The organism is Streptomyces sp. NBRC 110028 (genome assembly GCF_001417735.1).
Taxonomy (GTDB): Bacteria; Actinomycetota; Actinomycetes; order Streptomycetales; family Streptomycetaceae; genus Streptomyces.
This window is the reverse complement of the sequence record NZ_BBUZ01000028.1, coordinates 187,203-202,420: the sequence shown is the minus strand read 5'-3', so window position 1 is coordinate 202,420 and position 15,218 is coordinate 187,203. Positions and strand designations below refer to the sequence as shown.

General features: G+C 73.8%; 11 protein-coding genes and 1 pseudogene. 4 read left to right on the top strand and 8 right to left on the bottom strand.

Features of this window, described 5'->3' with window-relative positions:
- Nucleotides 1–2 precede the first annotated feature (2 nt).
- The 3 genes and pseudogenes from ASC60_RS20080 to ASC60_RS20070 all read left to right on the top strand — a co-directional run bounded on the left by ASC60_RS20080 (nucleotide 3) and on the right by ASC60_RS20070 (nucleotide 4,078).
- Nucleotides 3–1,298, top strand: a complete 1,296-nt coding sequence (locus tag ASC60_RS20080; RefSeq protein ID WP_055552799.1) for a PP2C family serine/threonine-protein phosphatase — start codon at nucleotides 3–5, stop codon at nucleotides 1,296–1,298.
- A gap of 118 nt (nucleotides 1,299–1,416) precedes the next feature.
- Nucleotides 1,417–2,776 (top strand): annotated as a pseudogene (locus tag ASC60_RS20075) (VWA domain-containing protein).
- 60 nt (nucleotides 2,777–2,836) lie between these two features.
- On the top strand, nucleotides 2,837–4,078 hold the full coding sequence (locus tag ASC60_RS20070) for an FHA domain-containing protein (RefSeq protein WP_055552797.1): 1,242 nt from the start codon (nucleotides 2,837–2,839) through the stop codon (nucleotides 4,076–4,078).
- Nucleotides 4,079–4,354: 276 nt separating this feature from the next.
- On the opposite strand, the gene ASC60_RS20065 is transcribed toward ASC60_RS20070, so the two are convergent.
- Nucleotides 4,355–5,407, bottom strand: a complete 1,053-nt coding sequence (locus ASC60_RS20065) for a methyltransferase domain-containing protein (protein ID WP_055552795.1) — start codon at nucleotides 5,405–5,407, stop codon at nucleotides 4,355–4,357.
- A gap of 105 nt (nucleotides 5,408–5,512) precedes the next feature.
- Between ASC60_RS20065 and ASC60_RS20060 the strand changes: the two genes are divergently transcribed.
- A complete protein-coding gene (locus tag ASC60_RS20060) occupies nucleotides 5,513–5,917 on the top strand; it encodes a globin (RefSeq protein ID WP_055552793.1) in 405 nt (134 codons plus the stop codon).
- A 31-nt stretch (nucleotides 5,918–5,948) separates the two neighbouring features.
- On the opposite strand, the gene ASC60_RS20055 is transcribed toward ASC60_RS20060, so the two are convergent.
- From ASC60_RS20055 to ASC60_RS20025, 7 genes are all read right to left on the bottom strand, one after another.
- On the bottom strand, nucleotides 5,949–6,749 hold the full coding sequence (locus tag ASC60_RS20055; RefSeq protein WP_055552791.1) for a hypothetical protein: 801 nt from the start codon (nucleotides 6,747–6,749) through the stop codon (nucleotides 5,949–5,951).
- On the bottom strand, nucleotides 6,746–7,219 hold the full coding sequence (locus tag ASC60_RS20050; protein WP_055552789.1) for a thioesterase family protein: 474 nt from the start codon (nucleotides 7,217–7,219) through the stop codon (nucleotides 6,746–6,748). Before ASC60_RS20050 ends, ASC60_RS20055 begins: the two co-directional genes overlap by 4 nt.
- Before the next feature lie 5 nt (nucleotides 7,220–7,224).
- Nucleotides 7,225–8,889: an energy-dependent translational throttle protein EttA gene (gene ettA / locus ASC60_RS20045; protein WP_055552787.1), complete on the bottom strand. Its 1,665-nt coding sequence runs from the start codon at nucleotides 8,887–8,889 to the stop codon at nucleotides 7,225–7,227.
- Nucleotides 8,890–9,129: 240 nt separating this feature from the next.
- Nucleotides 9,130–10,551 carry a Cys-Gln thioester bond-forming surface protein gene (locus tag ASC60_RS20040; protein ID WP_079038497.1) on the bottom strand — a complete coding sequence of 474 codons (1,422 nt, stop codon included), beginning with the start codon at nucleotides 10,549–10,551 and terminating at the stop codon, nucleotides 9,130–9,132.
- A gap of 206 nt (nucleotides 10,552–10,757) precedes the next feature.
- Nucleotides 10,758–11,210: a single-stranded DNA-binding protein gene (locus ASC60_RS20035; protein WP_055552784.1), complete on the bottom strand. Its 453-nt coding sequence runs from the start codon at nucleotides 11,208–11,210 to the stop codon at nucleotides 10,758–10,760.
- A 190-nt stretch (nucleotides 11,211–11,400) separates the two neighbouring features.
- Complete coding sequence (locus ASC60_RS20030) at nucleotides 11,401–13,491, bottom strand: GTPase (RefSeq protein ID WP_107097120.1); 2,091 nt, start codon at nucleotides 13,489–13,491, stop codon at nucleotides 11,401–11,403.
- On the bottom strand, nucleotides 13,488–15,104 hold the full coding sequence (locus ASC60_RS20025; RefSeq protein ID WP_055552782.1) for a dynamin family protein: 1,617 nt from the start codon (nucleotides 15,102–15,104) through the stop codon (nucleotides 13,488–13,490). The genes ASC60_RS20030 and ASC60_RS20025 overlap by 4 nt, the downstream gene beginning before the upstream one ends.
- Nucleotides 15,105–15,218: the final 114 nt, after the last annotated feature.

Here is a 15,218-nt window from a genome sequence, read left to right as displayed (position 1 = left end):
CGATGTCGCAGATGCCGCAGCTGCCCCAGCTGTCAGCCTGCCCGACCTGTGCAGAGCCGCTGGAGGCGGGAGACAACTACTGTGGCGGGTGCGGGGCCGAAGTGCCGGCGGCCGTGCCGTCCGCGCGGCAGGAGCCGGAGGACTACCGGCTGGCGGCCCCGGCACCGGTGGCCGACCCGCGGGCCGCGGCGGCCCTCGACGCCCCGACACCGCCGGGCCCCGCGGCGCCCGGCGCGCAGCCGACCACCCCCGCCGGCGCGTCCGCCGGCCCGCACCCGCACACTCGGACGCACACCAGCACCAGCACAGGCACGGCAACGAGCGCGGGCACCGGCACCGGGGCTGACCCCCGGCTGCCCGGCGGCGACAGCCGCCCCCGGTGCGCCGCGTGCCAGGAGGGCACCATCGACAGGGACGGATACTGCGAGCACTGCGGGCACGCGCAAGCGCGTGAGCGCGACCATATGGAGCGGGAGTTGGCGGGCGTCGCCGCGGCCAGTGACCGCGGGCTGCGCCACCACCGCAACGAGGACGCGTTCTCCGTGGCCACGGTGGCGCTCCAGGACGGCTCACCGGCCGTCGTCGCGGTGGTCTGCGACGGGGTCTCCTCGGCCACCCGCCCCGACGACGCGTCAGCCGCGGCCGCCCACGCGGCGGAAGTGTCGCTGCTCACCTCGCTCCCCCGCGGCGCCCACCCCCGGCAGGCCATGAAGGAGGCGATCGTGGCCGCCGCCGACGCGGTCACCGCGCTCGCCATGGAAGCCGGCGCGCCGGTCCCGCACGAGGAGCCCCAGCAGCGCCATCAGAACGCTCCGGCCTGCACCATCGTCAGCGCCGTCGTCACCGGCGACCTGCTCACCGTCGGCTGGATCGGCGACAGCCGCGTCTACTGGGTGCCCGACGACCGTACGACCCAGCCCTCCCGGCTCACCGAGGACGACTCGTGGGCGGCCCAGATGGTGGCGGCGGGGCTGATGTCGGAGGCCGAGGCGTACGCGGACGAGCGGGCGCACGCCATCACCGGCTGGCTCGGGGCGGACGCCTATGAACTGGAGCCGCACGCCGCCTCGTTCAAGCCCGACCGGCCGGGGGTCGTGGTGGTGTGCACCGACGGGCTGTGGAACTACGCCGAATCGGCGGAGGAGATGGCCCGCGCGGTGCCGCCGGACGCCCGGGCCCGGCCGCTGCAGAGCGCGCGGGTTCTGGTGGGCCACGCCCTCAACGGCGGGGGCCACGACAACGTAACAGTGGCCGTGGTGCCGTTCCCCGCCGCGCCGGGAGGGGCAGGATCCGCCTGACGGCCCGAGGGGGACGGGCTCCGGCCCGGGGGCGGTAGCCGCGCGCCATCATCGCCCACGCTCTCGCGGCACGCCGCGACGCCCGAACGTCCCTGTGGAGCGCCAAGGAGCGGATCAGATGGCCAATTTCTCCAAGTCCCACGCGCCGCGGTTCTCGGTCGACGTCTATCAGAACGAGTACCTCCCGGAGGGAGGCCGTGAGGTCAACGCGATCGTCACGGTCACCTCGACCGGCGGCGGGACGACCGGAGGGATGCCGCCCCCCGCTTCCTTCGCCGGCCCCGGGCGGGTACGCCGGGGGCGGCGGCGCGGCCGTGGTGATCATGTTGGACTGCTCCGGTTCCATGGACTATCCGCCGACGAAGATGCGGCACGCCCGGGAGGCGACCGCCGCCGCGATCGACACGGTGCGCGACGGGGTCGCCTTCGCCGTGATCGCGGGCACCCACAAGGCGGTCGAGGTCTATCCGGGCAACGGGCATCTGGCGACCGCTGATCCGGTCACCCGCGCCGAGGCCAAGGACGCGGTGCGCGGGCTCGTCACGGGCGGCGGCACGGCGATCGGCACCTGGCTGAGGCTCGCCGACCGGCTGCTGGGGGCCGCCGATGTCTCGATCCGGCACGGCATCCTGCTCACCGACGGCCGCAACGAGCACGAGAAGCCGGAGGAGCTGCGGGCCGCGCTCGACGCCTGCGCGGGCCGCTTCACCTGCGACGCCCGCGGGGTCGGCACGGACTGGGAGGTCAAGGAGGTCACCGGCATCGCCTCCGCCTTGCTCGGGACGGCCGATATCGTGGCGAATCCGGCCGAATTGTCCGCGGACTTCACACGCATGATGGCTACGGCCATGCGGAAGGAGGTCGCGGACGTCCATCTGCGGCTGTGGACCCCGGCGGGTGCCGAGGTGCTGTACGTGAAACAGGTCGCACCCACGGTCGAGGACCTGACCGGGCGGCGCGCCGGGGCCGGACCGCGCTCCGGTGACTACCCGACCGGGTCGTGGGGGGACGAATCCCGCGATTACCACGTGTCTCTGCGGGTTCCGGCGGCGGAAATCGGCCAGGAAATGCTCGCGGCCCGGGTCTCCCTCGTCCTGCCGCAGCCGGATGGCCAGGGCCCGCCGCCCCCGCTGGCCCAGGGGCTCGTCCGGGCCGTGTGGACCGCCGACATGGCCACCTCGACCTCGATGAATCCAGAGGTCGCGCACTACACGGGTCAAGCCGAACTGGCACAGGCCATCCAACAGGGCATGGATGCGCGCAAGTCCGGCGATACCGAGGGAGCGACCGCCAAGCTGGGACGGGCCGTACAGCTGGCGAACGCCTCGGGGAACAGGGAAACGGCGAAACTGCTTGCGAAGGTGGTGGACGTCGTCGATGCGGCGACAGGTACTGTGCGACTGAAAGCGAAGGTCGCGGAGGCGGACGAGATGACACTCGAAACCCGGTCAACCAAGACAGTTCGCGTCAAGAAATAGCAGAAAAAGATCGCGTTACGGCAGAAATGCCAAGAACGGCACAAGAGGGGGATCACCGACATGCCGACTTGCCCTAACGGCCACCAATCGGCGGCCGACGACTGGTGCGAGGTGTGTGGCCACCGGATGTCGGGGACGCCCATGCCCTCCGGTCCCGTCCCGCCGCCTCCGCCCCCTCCGATGCCGGGCGGCCCCGCCGGCTATGGCTACCCGGCCCCGGGCGGCCCGCCGCCCCCGCCCGGCACGCCCCCGGGCGGGTACGGCTATCCGGCCCCGCCGCAGCCGGGCGCCGCCTACCAGCCGGAGGTGTGCCCGCAGTGCCGTACGCCGCGTGAGGCGCAGGCGCCGTTCTGCGAGGAGTGCCGCTACAACTTCCTGACGCAGCAGCCCACCTCGTACGCTCCGCCACCCCCCGGACAGGGCGGCTTCCCGCCGCCGCCCGGGCCGCCGCAGCCGCACGGGCAGCCGCCGCAGGGCCCGCCGTCACCCGGACAACCGTCGCACGGGCAGCCGCTGCCGCCGCACGGCCAGCAGCCGCCGCCCCAGACGCACGGCGGCGACTACCAGGCCTCGCGCCCGTCCCAGATCAACCGCCCGGCCGAGCCGCTGTCCCCGTCGGACCCGAACCAGCCCTCCGGCCCGGCCTTCGGCGCCGCGGAGGACGACTGGCCACTGGCACCGCCGCAGGCGTCCGCGGGCGCCGCCCCGCCGCCCCCGGCTCCGGCCCCGCCGCAGCAGCAGGGTTACGGCTACGGCTACCCCCAGGCGCCGCAGCCGCCGGCTCCCCCGGCCCCGTCCTACGGCAACGAGGCGTACCAGGGTCCCGGCGCGCCCCCGCCGCCCGGTCCGTACGGCCAGGGCGGAGGACATACGCCCCCACCCCCGGCCGGGCCCGCGAACTGGGTCGCGGTCGTCGCGCCGGACCGTGACTACTTCATGGCGATGATGAACCGCAGCGGCCCGGAGGCCGCCGGGCTGAACCTCCCGGCGTACTCCCCCGAGCAGCAGCTGCCGCTCAGCGGCCGCCAGCAGATCACCATCGGCCGCCGCCGCCACAGCACGGGCGAGGCCCCCGACATCGACCTCGGGCGCGCGCCCGAGGACCCGGGCGTCTCGCACCAGCACGCGGTCCTCGTCCAGCAGCCGGACGGCGGCTGGGCGGTGGTCGACCAGGATTCGACGAACGGCACGACGATCAACGGCGGCGAGGAGCCGATCCAGCCGTACGTTCCGATCCCGCTCCAGGAGGGCGACCGCGTGCACGTCGGTGCCTGGACGACGATCACCGTCCGCCGCGGCTAGGGGGTGCCTTGCCGATCATGCCGGGCTCCCGACGCCCGCTGTGACATCAGCCGCTGCCGCGGCGGGTGGCACCTCGCGGCCCCGCGCTCGTCGCACACAGCGCCGCCGCGCTCTCCTCACCCGGGTTGAGCCTCCCCCGGCTACCGCTGGGAGGTGCCCCCTGCACCAGACGCCGCTCGCTGATCCGGCCTGACCCACAAGACACCCCCTAGGACTGGGACTGGCACCCGGGCCGGGGCGCTCCGCCCCGGCCCGGTCCCCGTCGGCCGGGCTCTGTCAGGTGCGCTCCGCGCCCAGCGGCCAGGCGTACGGGCCCTCCGCGTCGTCCAGCCAGGCCCACTGCCGCTCGCCCCGCACCGTCACCCCGTAGCGCTCGCGCCCCGGCCTGCCCTCGTGCTCCCACAGCGCCAGCGCCTCGACCGGCTCCAGCCGGCCCGCGGCCACGTGCAGCAGGAAGCGGAACGACTCGTCCAGCAGCGGCCACGACGGCAGCCCGTGCGTGGGCACCGGGCCCGGCGGCCCGCTGCCGCGCAGCGGGACGAAGTAGGCGGGCGTGGTCAGAAAGCGGCCCTCCGCGTGCCGGTCGCCGCGCATCCGCAGCAGCACCAGCCCGGTGGCCAGCGGCATCAGCACCAGCGCCCCGGGCCGGCACTGCCCGAGCCACGCGGACGGTACGGACGGCACCGCGCACGTCGCGATGATCCGGTCGTAGGGGGCACGGGCGGGACAGCCGCGCGCCCCGTCACCGGTGATGACCGCCGGACGGAATCCGGCCGCGGCGAGATGCCTGCGGGCGGCCTCGGTGATCTCCGGATCGAGATCGACGGTCGTCACCCGGGCGTCGCCGAGCCGATGGGCGAGCAGCGCCGCGTTGTAGCCGCTGCCCGCGCCGATCTCCAGCACCCGGTCCCCGTCGCGCACCCGCAGCGCGTCGAGCATCCGCGCCATCAGGGACGGCTGGCTGCTGGAGGAGATCAGCTCGCCGTCGCGCACCCGCGTCGCGAGGGGCGCGTCGGCGTACGCCCCGGCCAGCCAGCGGGCCCGGCGCAGCGGGTTCCGGTCGTCCCGCCACAGCCGCGTGGTGAGCGCCGCCCCGCTCTCGCCGCCCACCTCGTCCGCCTCACCCGCTTCGTAGTAATAGGGCACGAAAAGATGGCGCGGCACCTCCTCGAACGCCGCCCGCCACCGCGGGTCGGTCAGCCCGCCGCCCGCCGTGATCTCCCGGACGAGCCCGGCCCGCGCCACGGCGGCCGCCTCGGCGTACGGGTCGGGCCCGTCGCCCGTACGTCCGCGCCCGCCGCCGGTCTCCGTCACGCCCGCGCCACCCATGCCTCCACTGTCCTGCGCCCGCCCCCGGCCCGCTACCTCCGGCCGCCGGGCAGGGCATGCCCCACGCCCCCTTACCCGGGCCGGGCGGTCTGAGAGCATGGAGGCGTGAAAGACATTCCGCGCGGCACACTTCAGGAGCAGACCTTCTACGAGTTGGTCGGCGGCGAGCAGACCTTCCGGCGCCTGGTTCGACGCTTCTACCAGGGGGTCGCGGAGGACCCGCTGCTCCGGCCGATGTACCCCGAGGACGATCTGGGCCCGGCGGAGGAGCGGCTGGTGCTCTTCCTCATGCAGTACTGGGGCGGGCCCCGCACCTACAGCGACAACCGCGGCCATCCGCGGCTGCGCATGCGCCACGCGCCGTTCACCGTGAACCGGGCGGCCCATGACGCCTGGCTGCGCCATATGCGGGACGCGGTGGACGAACTGGAGCTGGCGCCCGACCTGGAGCGCCAGCTGTGGAACTACCTCACCTACGCGGCCGCCTCCATGATCAACACGGAGGGCTGAGACCGCACCCCGGACGCCCGCCGGGCAGGACCTACGCGGGCGTCACCGACAGCCCGAGCAGCCCCGACGTACGCACCGCGATCGAGCCGTACGGGGTGCGCAGCCGCAGCCAGCCGCCCGCGGCGAGCAGGGCCGGCGGTTCGGCCGCCGGGGCGAGGGCGGTGGCTCCGCGGGCGGAGCCGGTGGCGGCGGGCGCGCCCGCCGCGGCGGGGCGCAGGAAGCCCAGCGACTGGGCGGCGTGCACGGCGCGCAGCGGCAGCCCGGTGTCCCCGAGGGTGCGGGACCAGATCTCGTGGCCGATGCGGTCGCGCTCCGCGCGCGTACGGCGCTCCTCGGGAAGCGCCTCGTCGCGGGCCCGGAACTCGGCGACCGCGGCCGCGACCGCCCTGCGCGCCTCGTCCGCGCCGGGCAGCCCGGGGACCCGGCGCCAGCCGCCGCGCGGCGGCAGCAGCCCGGCCCAGGGCGGGCCGGTGACGGCGTCGGGCACGGCGACGGTGAGCCCACCGGACGCGCCCGGCGCCGTCCGGCCGGAGCCCGCCGCGTCCAGCGCGTCGGCGAACTGACCGGCAGAGACGGTGGTGTCCAGCGCCCCCGGCCCGCCGGGGGTCCCGGCGTCCGTGACGCCCGCGGTGACGACGGCTTCCAGCCGTGCCGTACGGATGGCCAGCACCTCGAAGGACGGCGGCCGGCCGAAGACGGCCAGCACCCCGCCGCCCGCCTGCAGCCGCACCGCCGCGGCGCGGTCGTAGTGGATCAGCCGGGCCAGGAAGGCGGCGAGATCGGCCGCCTCTCCGGCGTCGGCGAAGTGCAGCTCGTGCCGGGAGGCCGTCATACCCTGACGGCCCCCTCGGCGGACTTCCCGGATGCCTTCCTGGCCGCTTGCCGGGTGCCGGGCTCGGGCTCCAGGTAGTCGGTCAGGAAGCTCTCCTCCTCGGAGGTGACCCGCCGCGGCCTGCCCGCTGCGAGGTCGAAGGGGACGATGCGGGTGGCGGCCCGCACGTACACCGTCTCCTCGTCCTTGATCTCGTAGCGGAGGGTGATGTAGGAGGCGCGGATCTCCGTCGCCCAGGTCTCGATGGTCACCGGCGCGTGCCGGTGGACGAGGGGCTTCAGATAGTCGATCTCGTGCCGGGCCACGACCACCCCGCCGGTGAACGCGTCGCTTCCGTTCCCCGGCGCCAGCCGCCACATGAAGTCGACGCGCGCCTCCTCCAGATAGCGGAGGAAGACCACGTTGTTGACGTGGCCGAACGCGTCCATGTCGGACCAGCGCAGGGGGCAGGAGTAGATGTGCCGGGCCATTCCCCTCAGCCCCGGGTGAGCTTCTTGTAGGTGGCGCGGTGCGGACGGGCGGCGTCCGGGCCGAGCCGCTCGATCTTGTTCTTCTCGTACGACTCGAAGTTGCCCTCGAACCAGAACCACTTGGAGTTGCCCTCGTACGCCAGGATGTGGGTGGCGACGCGGTCGAGGAACCAGCGGTCGTGGGAGACGACCACGGCGCAGCCGGGGAAGTCCAGCAGCGCGTTCTCCAGGGAGGACAGGGTCTCGACGTCGAGGTCGTTGGTCGGCTCGTCGAGGAGCAGCAGGTTGCCGCCCTGCTTGAGGGTGAGCGCGAGGTTGAGGCGGTTGCGCTCACCGCCGGAGAGCACCCCGGCGGGCTTCTGCTGGTCCGGGCCCTTGAAGCCGAAGGCGGAGACGTAGGCGCGGGAGGGCATCTCGACCTGGCCGACGTTGATGTAGTCGAGCTCGTCGGAGACGACCGCCCACAGCGTCTTCTTGGGGTCGATGTTGGCGCGGCTCTGGTCGACGTAGGAGATCTTGACGGTGTCGCCGACCTTGATCTTGCCCGCGTCCGCGGTCTCCAGGCCCTGGATCATCTTGAAGAGCGTGGTCTTGCCGGCGCCGTTGGGGCCGATGACGCCCACGATGCCGTTGCGCGGCAGGGTGAACGAGAGGTCGTCGATGAGGACCTTCTCACCGAACGCCTTGGAGAGGTTCTCCACCTCGACCACGACATTGCCCAGGCGCGGGCCCGGCGGGATCTGGATCTCCTCGAAGTCCAGCTTCCGGGTCTTCTCGGCCTCGGCGGCCATCTCCTCGTAGCGGGTCAGCCGGGACTTGGACTTCGCCTGGCGGCCCTTGGCGTTGGAGCGGACCCACTCCAGCTCTTCCTTGAGGCGCTTCTGACGCTTGGCGTCCTTCTGCCCCTCGACCTTGAGGCGGGCCTGCTTCTTCTCCAGGTACGTGGAGTAGTTGCCCTCGTAGCCGATGGCGCGGCCGCGGTCGAGCTCGAGGATCCACTCGGCGACGTTGTCCAGGAAGTACCGGTCGTGGGTGATGGCCACGACGGTGCCCGCGTACTTGGCGAGGTGCTGCTCCAGCCACTGGACCGACTCGGCGTCCAGGTGGTTGGTGGGCTCGTCGAGGAGCAGCAGGTCGGGGGCCTCCAGCAGCAGCTTGCAGAGCGCGACCCGGCGCTTCTCACCACCGGAGAGGGTGGTGACCGGCGAGTCGCCGGGCGGGCAGCCGAGGGCGTCCATGGCCTGCTCCAGCTGGGCGTCCATGTCCCACGCGTTGGCGTGGTCCAGCTCCTCCTGGAGCTTGCCCATCTCCTCGAGCAGCGCGTCGCTGTAGTCGGTCGCCATCTGCTCGGCGATCTCGTTGAAGCGGTCGAGCTTGCCCTTGGTCTCCGCCACGCCGTCCTGGACGTTCTCCAGCACGGTCTTGGACTCGTCCAGTGGGGGCTCCTGCAGCAGGATGCCGACGGTGTAGCCCGGCGAGAGGAAGGCGTCGCCGTTGGACGGCTGCTCCAACCCGGCCATGATCTTCAGCACCGTCGACTTACCGGCGCCGTTGGGACCCACGACACCGATCTTCGCGCCGGGCAGGAAGCTCAGCGTGACGTCGTCGAGGATCACCTTGTCGCCGTGCGCCTTGCGCGTCTTGCGCATGGTGTAGATGAACTCAGCCAAGAGAAACCGTCCGGCAATCTGGTAGGTATCGATGTGCGGCCGCGCCGCATGGGTGCATGCGGGCTCCGCCGCGTCCAGGGCAGAGACACCCCACCCCATCTTGCCGTACGGCGGCCCCGAGGCGGAAACCCATTGTTCCGCCGTCCGGGGCGGCCGCCCCGGCAGGAAGGGCCGGAACCCTGCTTTCCGGGTCCGGCCCTTCCTCTCCGTCCGTCGTTCGGCGTCACCGACGCCGGGCGGTCACCCGCCCGAGGGAGTCTTCTTCTTGCGGACGAAGAGGATCGCGCCGCCGCCGGCCACGACGAGGGCGATGGCGATGCCCGCGATCAGCGGAGTGGAGCTGCTGCTGCCGGTCTCGGCGAGGTCACCGCCTTCGGTGGCGTCGACGGCGGTGGTGTCACCGCTGACGATCTCGCCGCCGCCGGTACCGCCGGCCGACGCCGGGCCCGCCTTGGTGGAGGGGAGGTCACTGTCGCTGCCCGTGATCTTGCAGTCGAGGACGCCGGAGAAGGTCTTGCCGAACCCGTTCGGGCCCTGGACGCGGAACTCGTAGCTGCGGTCCTCGTTCACCGGGACGCTGACGGTCTTCGACTGACCGGCCTCGACCGTGTACTTCTGGTTCAGCAGCGTGAAGGTGAACGCCTCGTCACCCTTGTTGGCCGCCGTGACGTCCACGGCGCCCTCGGCGCAGTTCTTCTCGGCGGTGACGGCCGGGGCCGCGCCCTTCTCCGCCCAGTGGGCGCTGGCCGAGGCGGAGACGGTGCTCTCGCTGGAACCTGCGAGTATCTGGGTCTGGCTCTTGGTGTCGCTGGAGAACGCGCGGCCGACCGGAACCTTCGTGGCGGCCTGGGCGGTCAGCGAGGCGGAGCCGTCGGCCGCGTCGGCCGGCACGTCGACGTAGACCTCGCCACCGTTGGCGGCGCTGGTGATCGTCTTGCCGCTCTTGTCGACGAGCCTGACGCCGGAACCGGCGGCCTCGGTGCCCGGGGTGAGAGTGACGCTTTCGGCGTTGGTACGGACCGTGACCGGGCCCAGCAGCTCACCGGCCTTACCGGAGACGGCCGGCGGGTCGAGGCTCAGCGAGGCCTTGGGCTCGGCCAGGTTCCGCGCGCTCTTCTCCAGGTAGTCGGCGAGCTTCTCGGCCGCCGGGTCGACCGCGTCGACCTTCGCCCGGTCGGAGAAGCGCCAGATGGCGACCTGCGTACCGGCGGCCGCGGTCTTCTCGTTGAGGGCACCGGAGCCCGCCTTCGAGGCGAGTTCGGCGAGGTCGTTCACCTGGGGGTAGGAGTTCTGCAGAATCCAGTTGATTTTGCCCGCTTCGCGGTTGTTCGCCAGCGAGGTCTGACTCCAGGACTTCTCTTCGTACTTCGCCTTGCTCTGCGTCGGGTTGTGCAGATCGATGCAGTACGTCTGAATACTGCCGCCGTCGTCGACCGCCATCTCGAAAAGACCGGCGCCGACTTCCTGGTCACCCTTGTCGTGAATGACCGCCCTGTCGAAGGTCTTGAGGCCGCTCAACGTGGCGGTGGCCCCACCGTTTCCCGAAGCCACGTCGTCCGCGGCGGCGGGACCGGCACCGGCCATCGCGCCCACGGCGACCAGCCCTGACGCCATAACGGCGGCCGCAAGGCGGGCGGCACCCCGCCTCTTCACAGAAAGCATGGTTTCCCCTCCGGGCGAGCGCCAGTCAGTTGGTGCGCCTCGCCAGCGAACTCAAAACTCGGTAACCCCCGTTGGGCACTCAGGGATCCTAGGGAGCGAAAAGCCGCACGCTCCCCATTGGACCTGACCCCAACCGATCCGAATCGGAATTGTTATCTCCCCCACAGACCCCGCATGACCTGGGATTATCGATAAATCGCCCCTGGTCACGGCGATGTTGTCCCGGTCGGTGCGCTCACGAGGGGTTTGGCCTGGGAAACGCGCCGGAAGGCGGAAGTGCCGCGCGTGAGATCGTGCCCGACCGCCACCGCGTCGATCTCCGCGGTGATCCACCGCTTGGGGCCGCTCTCCCCCTCCGCCGCGCCCGGCCGCGCCTTCTCCGGCACCCGGTCCTTCTCCCGCTCACGCACCCGCAAGGTGCCGTGGACCAGCAGCGGTTCGCCGAGCGACACCGAGGCGGCCACATTCGCCGCGAGCGTCCGCCAGGTCCAGACCGTATAGAAGCTCGTATACGCGTCCACCCACCCCTCGGTCTTCCGGTCCCAGCGGCGCACCGTCGCCGCCAGCCGGAACCGGGCCACCGCGACCCCGGCCGCCGTCTCCCAGAAATCCGGCCGCGTCGCGGCGTTCCCCACCACCGTCGTCCAGATCTCGTTCATGCCCCGCTCCCCCGGTCTCCCGCTCTCCCCCGGCGGCCCACCGGACCGCTGACCCCCATGCTGCCCGCGATCGGTGCCCCTCGCCGGGCCCTGTGCACAACCCCCGGGCTGTGGACAACCCGCTCCCTCGTTCCGGTGAACCGCGGCCTCGTTCCGGTGAACCGCGGCCGGACGGCGGGCCCGCCTCACCTCATCCCTCCCCCGCCGCGATCACGTACTGCGCCCGCACCTCCCGGTACCGCGCCAGCTCCGCCCCCACCGGCCCCAGCACCCGCGCCCGTCCGCAGTCCACCGCCGCGTCCCGCAGCCGCGCCTCCGCCGCCCGGCCGTACCGCCGCGCGGGTCCCCGCGCCGCCAGCCCGCACGCCCACGCCAGCCCCGTCCCGGCCAGGGCGGCGCCCGCCACCAGCACCGCGGGCGCCCACCACCGCGGCCCGCCGAACAGCCCCGCCACGGCCCCCACCAGCCAGACCGCCCCCACCACCTGCAGCACCAGCAGCACCACCTGGGTCGCCGCCACCACCGACCACCACGCGGGCCGCATCAGGCACTGTCCGCGCCGCGCGGCCGCCACCGCCTCGTCCACCGCCTCCGGCAGTCCCCGGCCGCCCCAGCCCGCCGCCTCCCGCACCGCCTGGGCCCAGGGCCCGGGCAGCCCGGACGTGGCCTCGTCCGCGAGCGTGCGCACGGCCTCCTCCACCGCGGGCCGGGCCGTGACCGCTTCCATCGCCGCCGCCTTCGCCCGCGCTCCCGGGACCTCCCGCTCGTCCTCCGCCCGCCGGCGGCCATCCCGCCGCGTCCCCGACCGCCCGGCGCCCGGCGAGGACACCGATCCCGCCGCACTCTCCGGGGCCGCCGAACCCCACGTCCCCTCCGCCCGCCCACCGGCCGGCCTCCGGCCCCGCACCAGCCGCCCCCACGGTGTGCCGCACGTCCACCGCGCGTCCCGCAGCCAGGCCCGCTCCGCGGCCTGCCCGGCCGCCGCCGCGCCCGCCGCCTCCGCCAGCCGGTCCTCGAACTCCGCCCGCGCCCGGGCGGTGAACCCGACCGGCGCCCCGTCCGCCACGTACTGCGGCCGCAGCCGTGCCGTCGTGCCGTCCACGTCCGCCGCCAGCCGTCGCTCCGCCGCGCCGCATTCGGCCGCGAGCCCGCCCAGCATCTCCCGCAGCTCCCCGACGCCCTCCCCGGTGAGCGCGGACAGGGCGAGCACCGCCGCGCCCGGCTCCCCGTGCTCGCCGAGCGCCAGCCCGTCCTCGTCCAGCAGCCGCCGCAGGTCGTCCAGCACCTGGTCGGCGGCGTCGCCCGGCAGCCGGTCCACCTGGTTGAGGACGACGAAGGTCACCTCGGCGTACCCGGCGAGCGGCCGCAGATAGCGCTCGTGCAGCACCGCGTCCGCGTACTTCTCGGGATCCACCACCCACACCACCGCGTCGACCAGCCCCAGCAGCCGGTCCACCCGGTCCCGGTGTCCCGGGGCGGCCGAGTCGTGGTCGGGCAGGTCGAGCAGGACCAGGCCGCGCAGCGCGGGATCGTACGGATACGCCGGGCGGCGGCGGTCCGCGTGCGGGATGCCGAGCCGGTCCAGCAGCCCGTCGGCGTGGTCGGTCCAAGCGCAGGAGAGCGGCGTGGCGGTGGTCGGCCGGCGGATCCCGGCCTCCGAGAGCGGCGCCCCGGCGAGCGCGTTGAAGAGTGTCGACTTGCCGCTTCCGGTCGCTCCGGCGAGGGCGACGACGGTGTGCCCGAGCGGATGCCGTCCGCGCGCGGCGGCCTCGTCCAGGACCCGCCCCGCCCCGGCGAGGGTGCGCCCGTCCAGCCGGGTGCGGGACAGCCCGACGAGCTGGCGCAGGGCGTCGAGGCGCGGCCGCAGGCTGCCCGCGGTGAAGCTGCGGGCGCCGGGCCCGAAGGGCCGCTCGAACGACGCGTACGCCTCGTAGGCCTCGTAGGCCTCGTACGTCCTGTAGGTGTCGCCGGGGCCCTGGGAGCCGTAGGAGTCGTACGAAGGCTGGCCGGTCCCATACACCTCACCGGACCGGTGCGGCTCGTGCGCCTCCTCCAGCTCCCGCGGCTCGTACCCCTCAGCGGTCCGGGCCGTCTCCGGGCCGGGCGCCTCCCGTGGGGCGCGCGGGACTCGGCGGGCGGCGCGGCGCCCGGCGCGCCGGGCGATCAGCCCGTCGTCCCAGGTCTGCCGCGCCCGCACCGCGTCCTCGGGACCCGTATCGTCCCCGCGCCCGCCTCCATCCCCGCCGTCGGGACCAGCAGCAGTGGCCGTCACCTCGGTCACCTCTCCTTCTGCAGTAGGGACAGCGCGGCAATCAGCTGGACCTGGTGGTCCGGGGTCGCGTCGAGGGCGTCGAGGGGCGCGAGCCGCCGGTCGCGCTCCGTCTCCAGGGCACGCGTGACACAGCCGTCGAGCAGCCGTCCGCCGCGGTCGCCCAGCCGCAGCGCGCGGTGCGCGCCCAGTGTCTCGGCGAGCTTCTCGCCCGCCTTACGGGCCCGGCGCCCGCCCAGCAGGGCGGCCACCAGCAGGGCGGCGACCTCATCGGACGCATCGGTTCCGCCGTCGTCGGGGACGTGGGCGCGGGTCTCCTCCTCGGCCAGCTCCTCGACGCAGCGCCGCCAGCGCCGTACCGCCACGCCGATCCGTTCCCCGGCCGCGCGCGCGTCGGCCGGGGCGAGCCCGGTCCGTGCGGCGGGGTCCCGTCTCCCCGCCTCGGCGACGCGCTCGTCGGCGGCGGCCGCCGCGCTGCGCAGCAGGGTGGCGAGGGAGTCGGTGAGCGCCGTGAAAAGTTCACCGGGGGTGCTGTCGTGCGGCTGGCCGTGCCAGTGGGTGAGCGCGCTGCCCGCGAGCGCCGCGCCCGCGTCGATCTCCCGCCGCACCCGTTCGGCCGCCTCCGTGTACGCCCCCTCGACCCGCTGGACCAGCCGCACCGCCGCGGCGTGCTGGGCCGCCGCCGCACCGGCCAGCGCGGGCATCCGGGACTGGAGGGAGGCGAGGACACCGGCCGCGGTGCGGGCGGCGGCGACGGTACGCGCCTGCGGGTCCTGGGCGTGCCGGGTGAGCCAGTCGCGCAGCGCGGCGACGGCGGTGGCCGGGAGCAGGCCGCTGCCGCCGCCCGCCGACTCGGGCAGCTCGGGGATGGTGAAGCGGGGGACGTCGCGGAGCCCGGCCTCGTCGAGGAGCGCGGCGTACTGCCGGGAGACCTCGGCGGCGACCTGGTGCGGCACCCGGTCGAGCACGGTGACAAGGGTCACGTCGTACTCCTTCGCGGTCCGCAGCAGATGCCAGGGGACGGCGTCGGCGTAGCGGGTGGCCGTGGTGACCAGCACCCAGATGTCGGCGGCGCAGATCAGCTCGGCGGCCAGATCGCGGTTGCGGGCGACGAGCGAGTCGATGTCGGGCGCGTCGAGCAGCGCGAGCCCCCGGGCGAGCCACGGATCCGTCTCGATCCGCAGCGCGGCGGGCCCGTCGCCCTCCCGGGCCCGTTCCTCCTCGTCGTACAGGCCCTCCGCCCGGTCGCCCTGGGCGGGCACCCACACCCTGGTGAGCTGGGGCAGCACCCGTTTCCCGGCGAACCAGGAGTGATCGTCGGGGTGGCACACCAGTACCGGTGTACGGGTCGTGGGCCGGAGCACACCGGCCTCCGTCACCCGCCGTCCGACCAGCGAATTGACCAGAGTGGACTTCCCGGCTCCGGTCGATCCCCCGATCACTGCCAGCAGGGGTGCTTCGGGGGCGCGCAACCGGGGCACGAGGTAGTCGTCCAGTTGAGCGAGCAACTCGGCACGGCTGCGGCGAGCGCGGTCGGCGCCGGGAAGGGGGAGCGGAAACCGTGCGGCGTCAACGCGGTCGCGCAGTGCGGTCAGCGCGTCGAGCAGCCGGGGCCGTACGTCCAAGATCGCCACATGCGAAGAATGCCCGGTTTTGATGTCTTTTTGAAGCGTATGGTCATTCGTGTGCGTCAAAGAGACCCACCCGGATCACCCCAGATCGGACACGAGGCAGACGTG

Bases quoted from the DNA above. Each gene is read 5' to 3' on its own strand.
- ASC60_RS20080 (WP_055552799.1), top strand. From the start codon at position 3: ATGTCGCAGATGCCGCAGCTGCCCCAGCTGTCAGCCTGCCCGACCTGT.
- ASC60_RS20070 (WP_055552797.1), top strand. From the start codon at position 2,837: ATGCCGACTTGCCCTAACGGCCACCAATCGGCGGCCGACGACTGGTGC.
- ASC60_RS20065 (WP_055552795.1), bottom strand. From the start codon at position 5,407: ATGGGTGGCGCGGGCGTGACGGAGACCGGCGGCGGGCGCGGACGTACG.
- ASC60_RS20055 (WP_055552791.1), bottom strand. From the start codon at position 6,749: ATGACGGCCTCCCGGCACGAGCTGCACTTCGCCGACGCCGGAGAGGCG.
- ASC60_RS20050 (WP_055552789.1), bottom strand. From the start codon at position 7,219: ATGGCCCGGCACATCTACTCCTGCCCCCTGCGCTGGTCCGACATGGAC.
- ASC60_RS20040 (WP_079038497.1), bottom strand. From the start codon at position 10,551: ATGCTTTCTGTGAAGAGGCGGGGTGCCGCCCGCCTTGCGGCCGCCGTT.
- ASC60_RS20035 (WP_055552784.1), bottom strand. From the start codon at position 11,210: ATGAACGAGATCTGGACGACGGTGGTGGGGAACGCCGCGACGCGGCCG.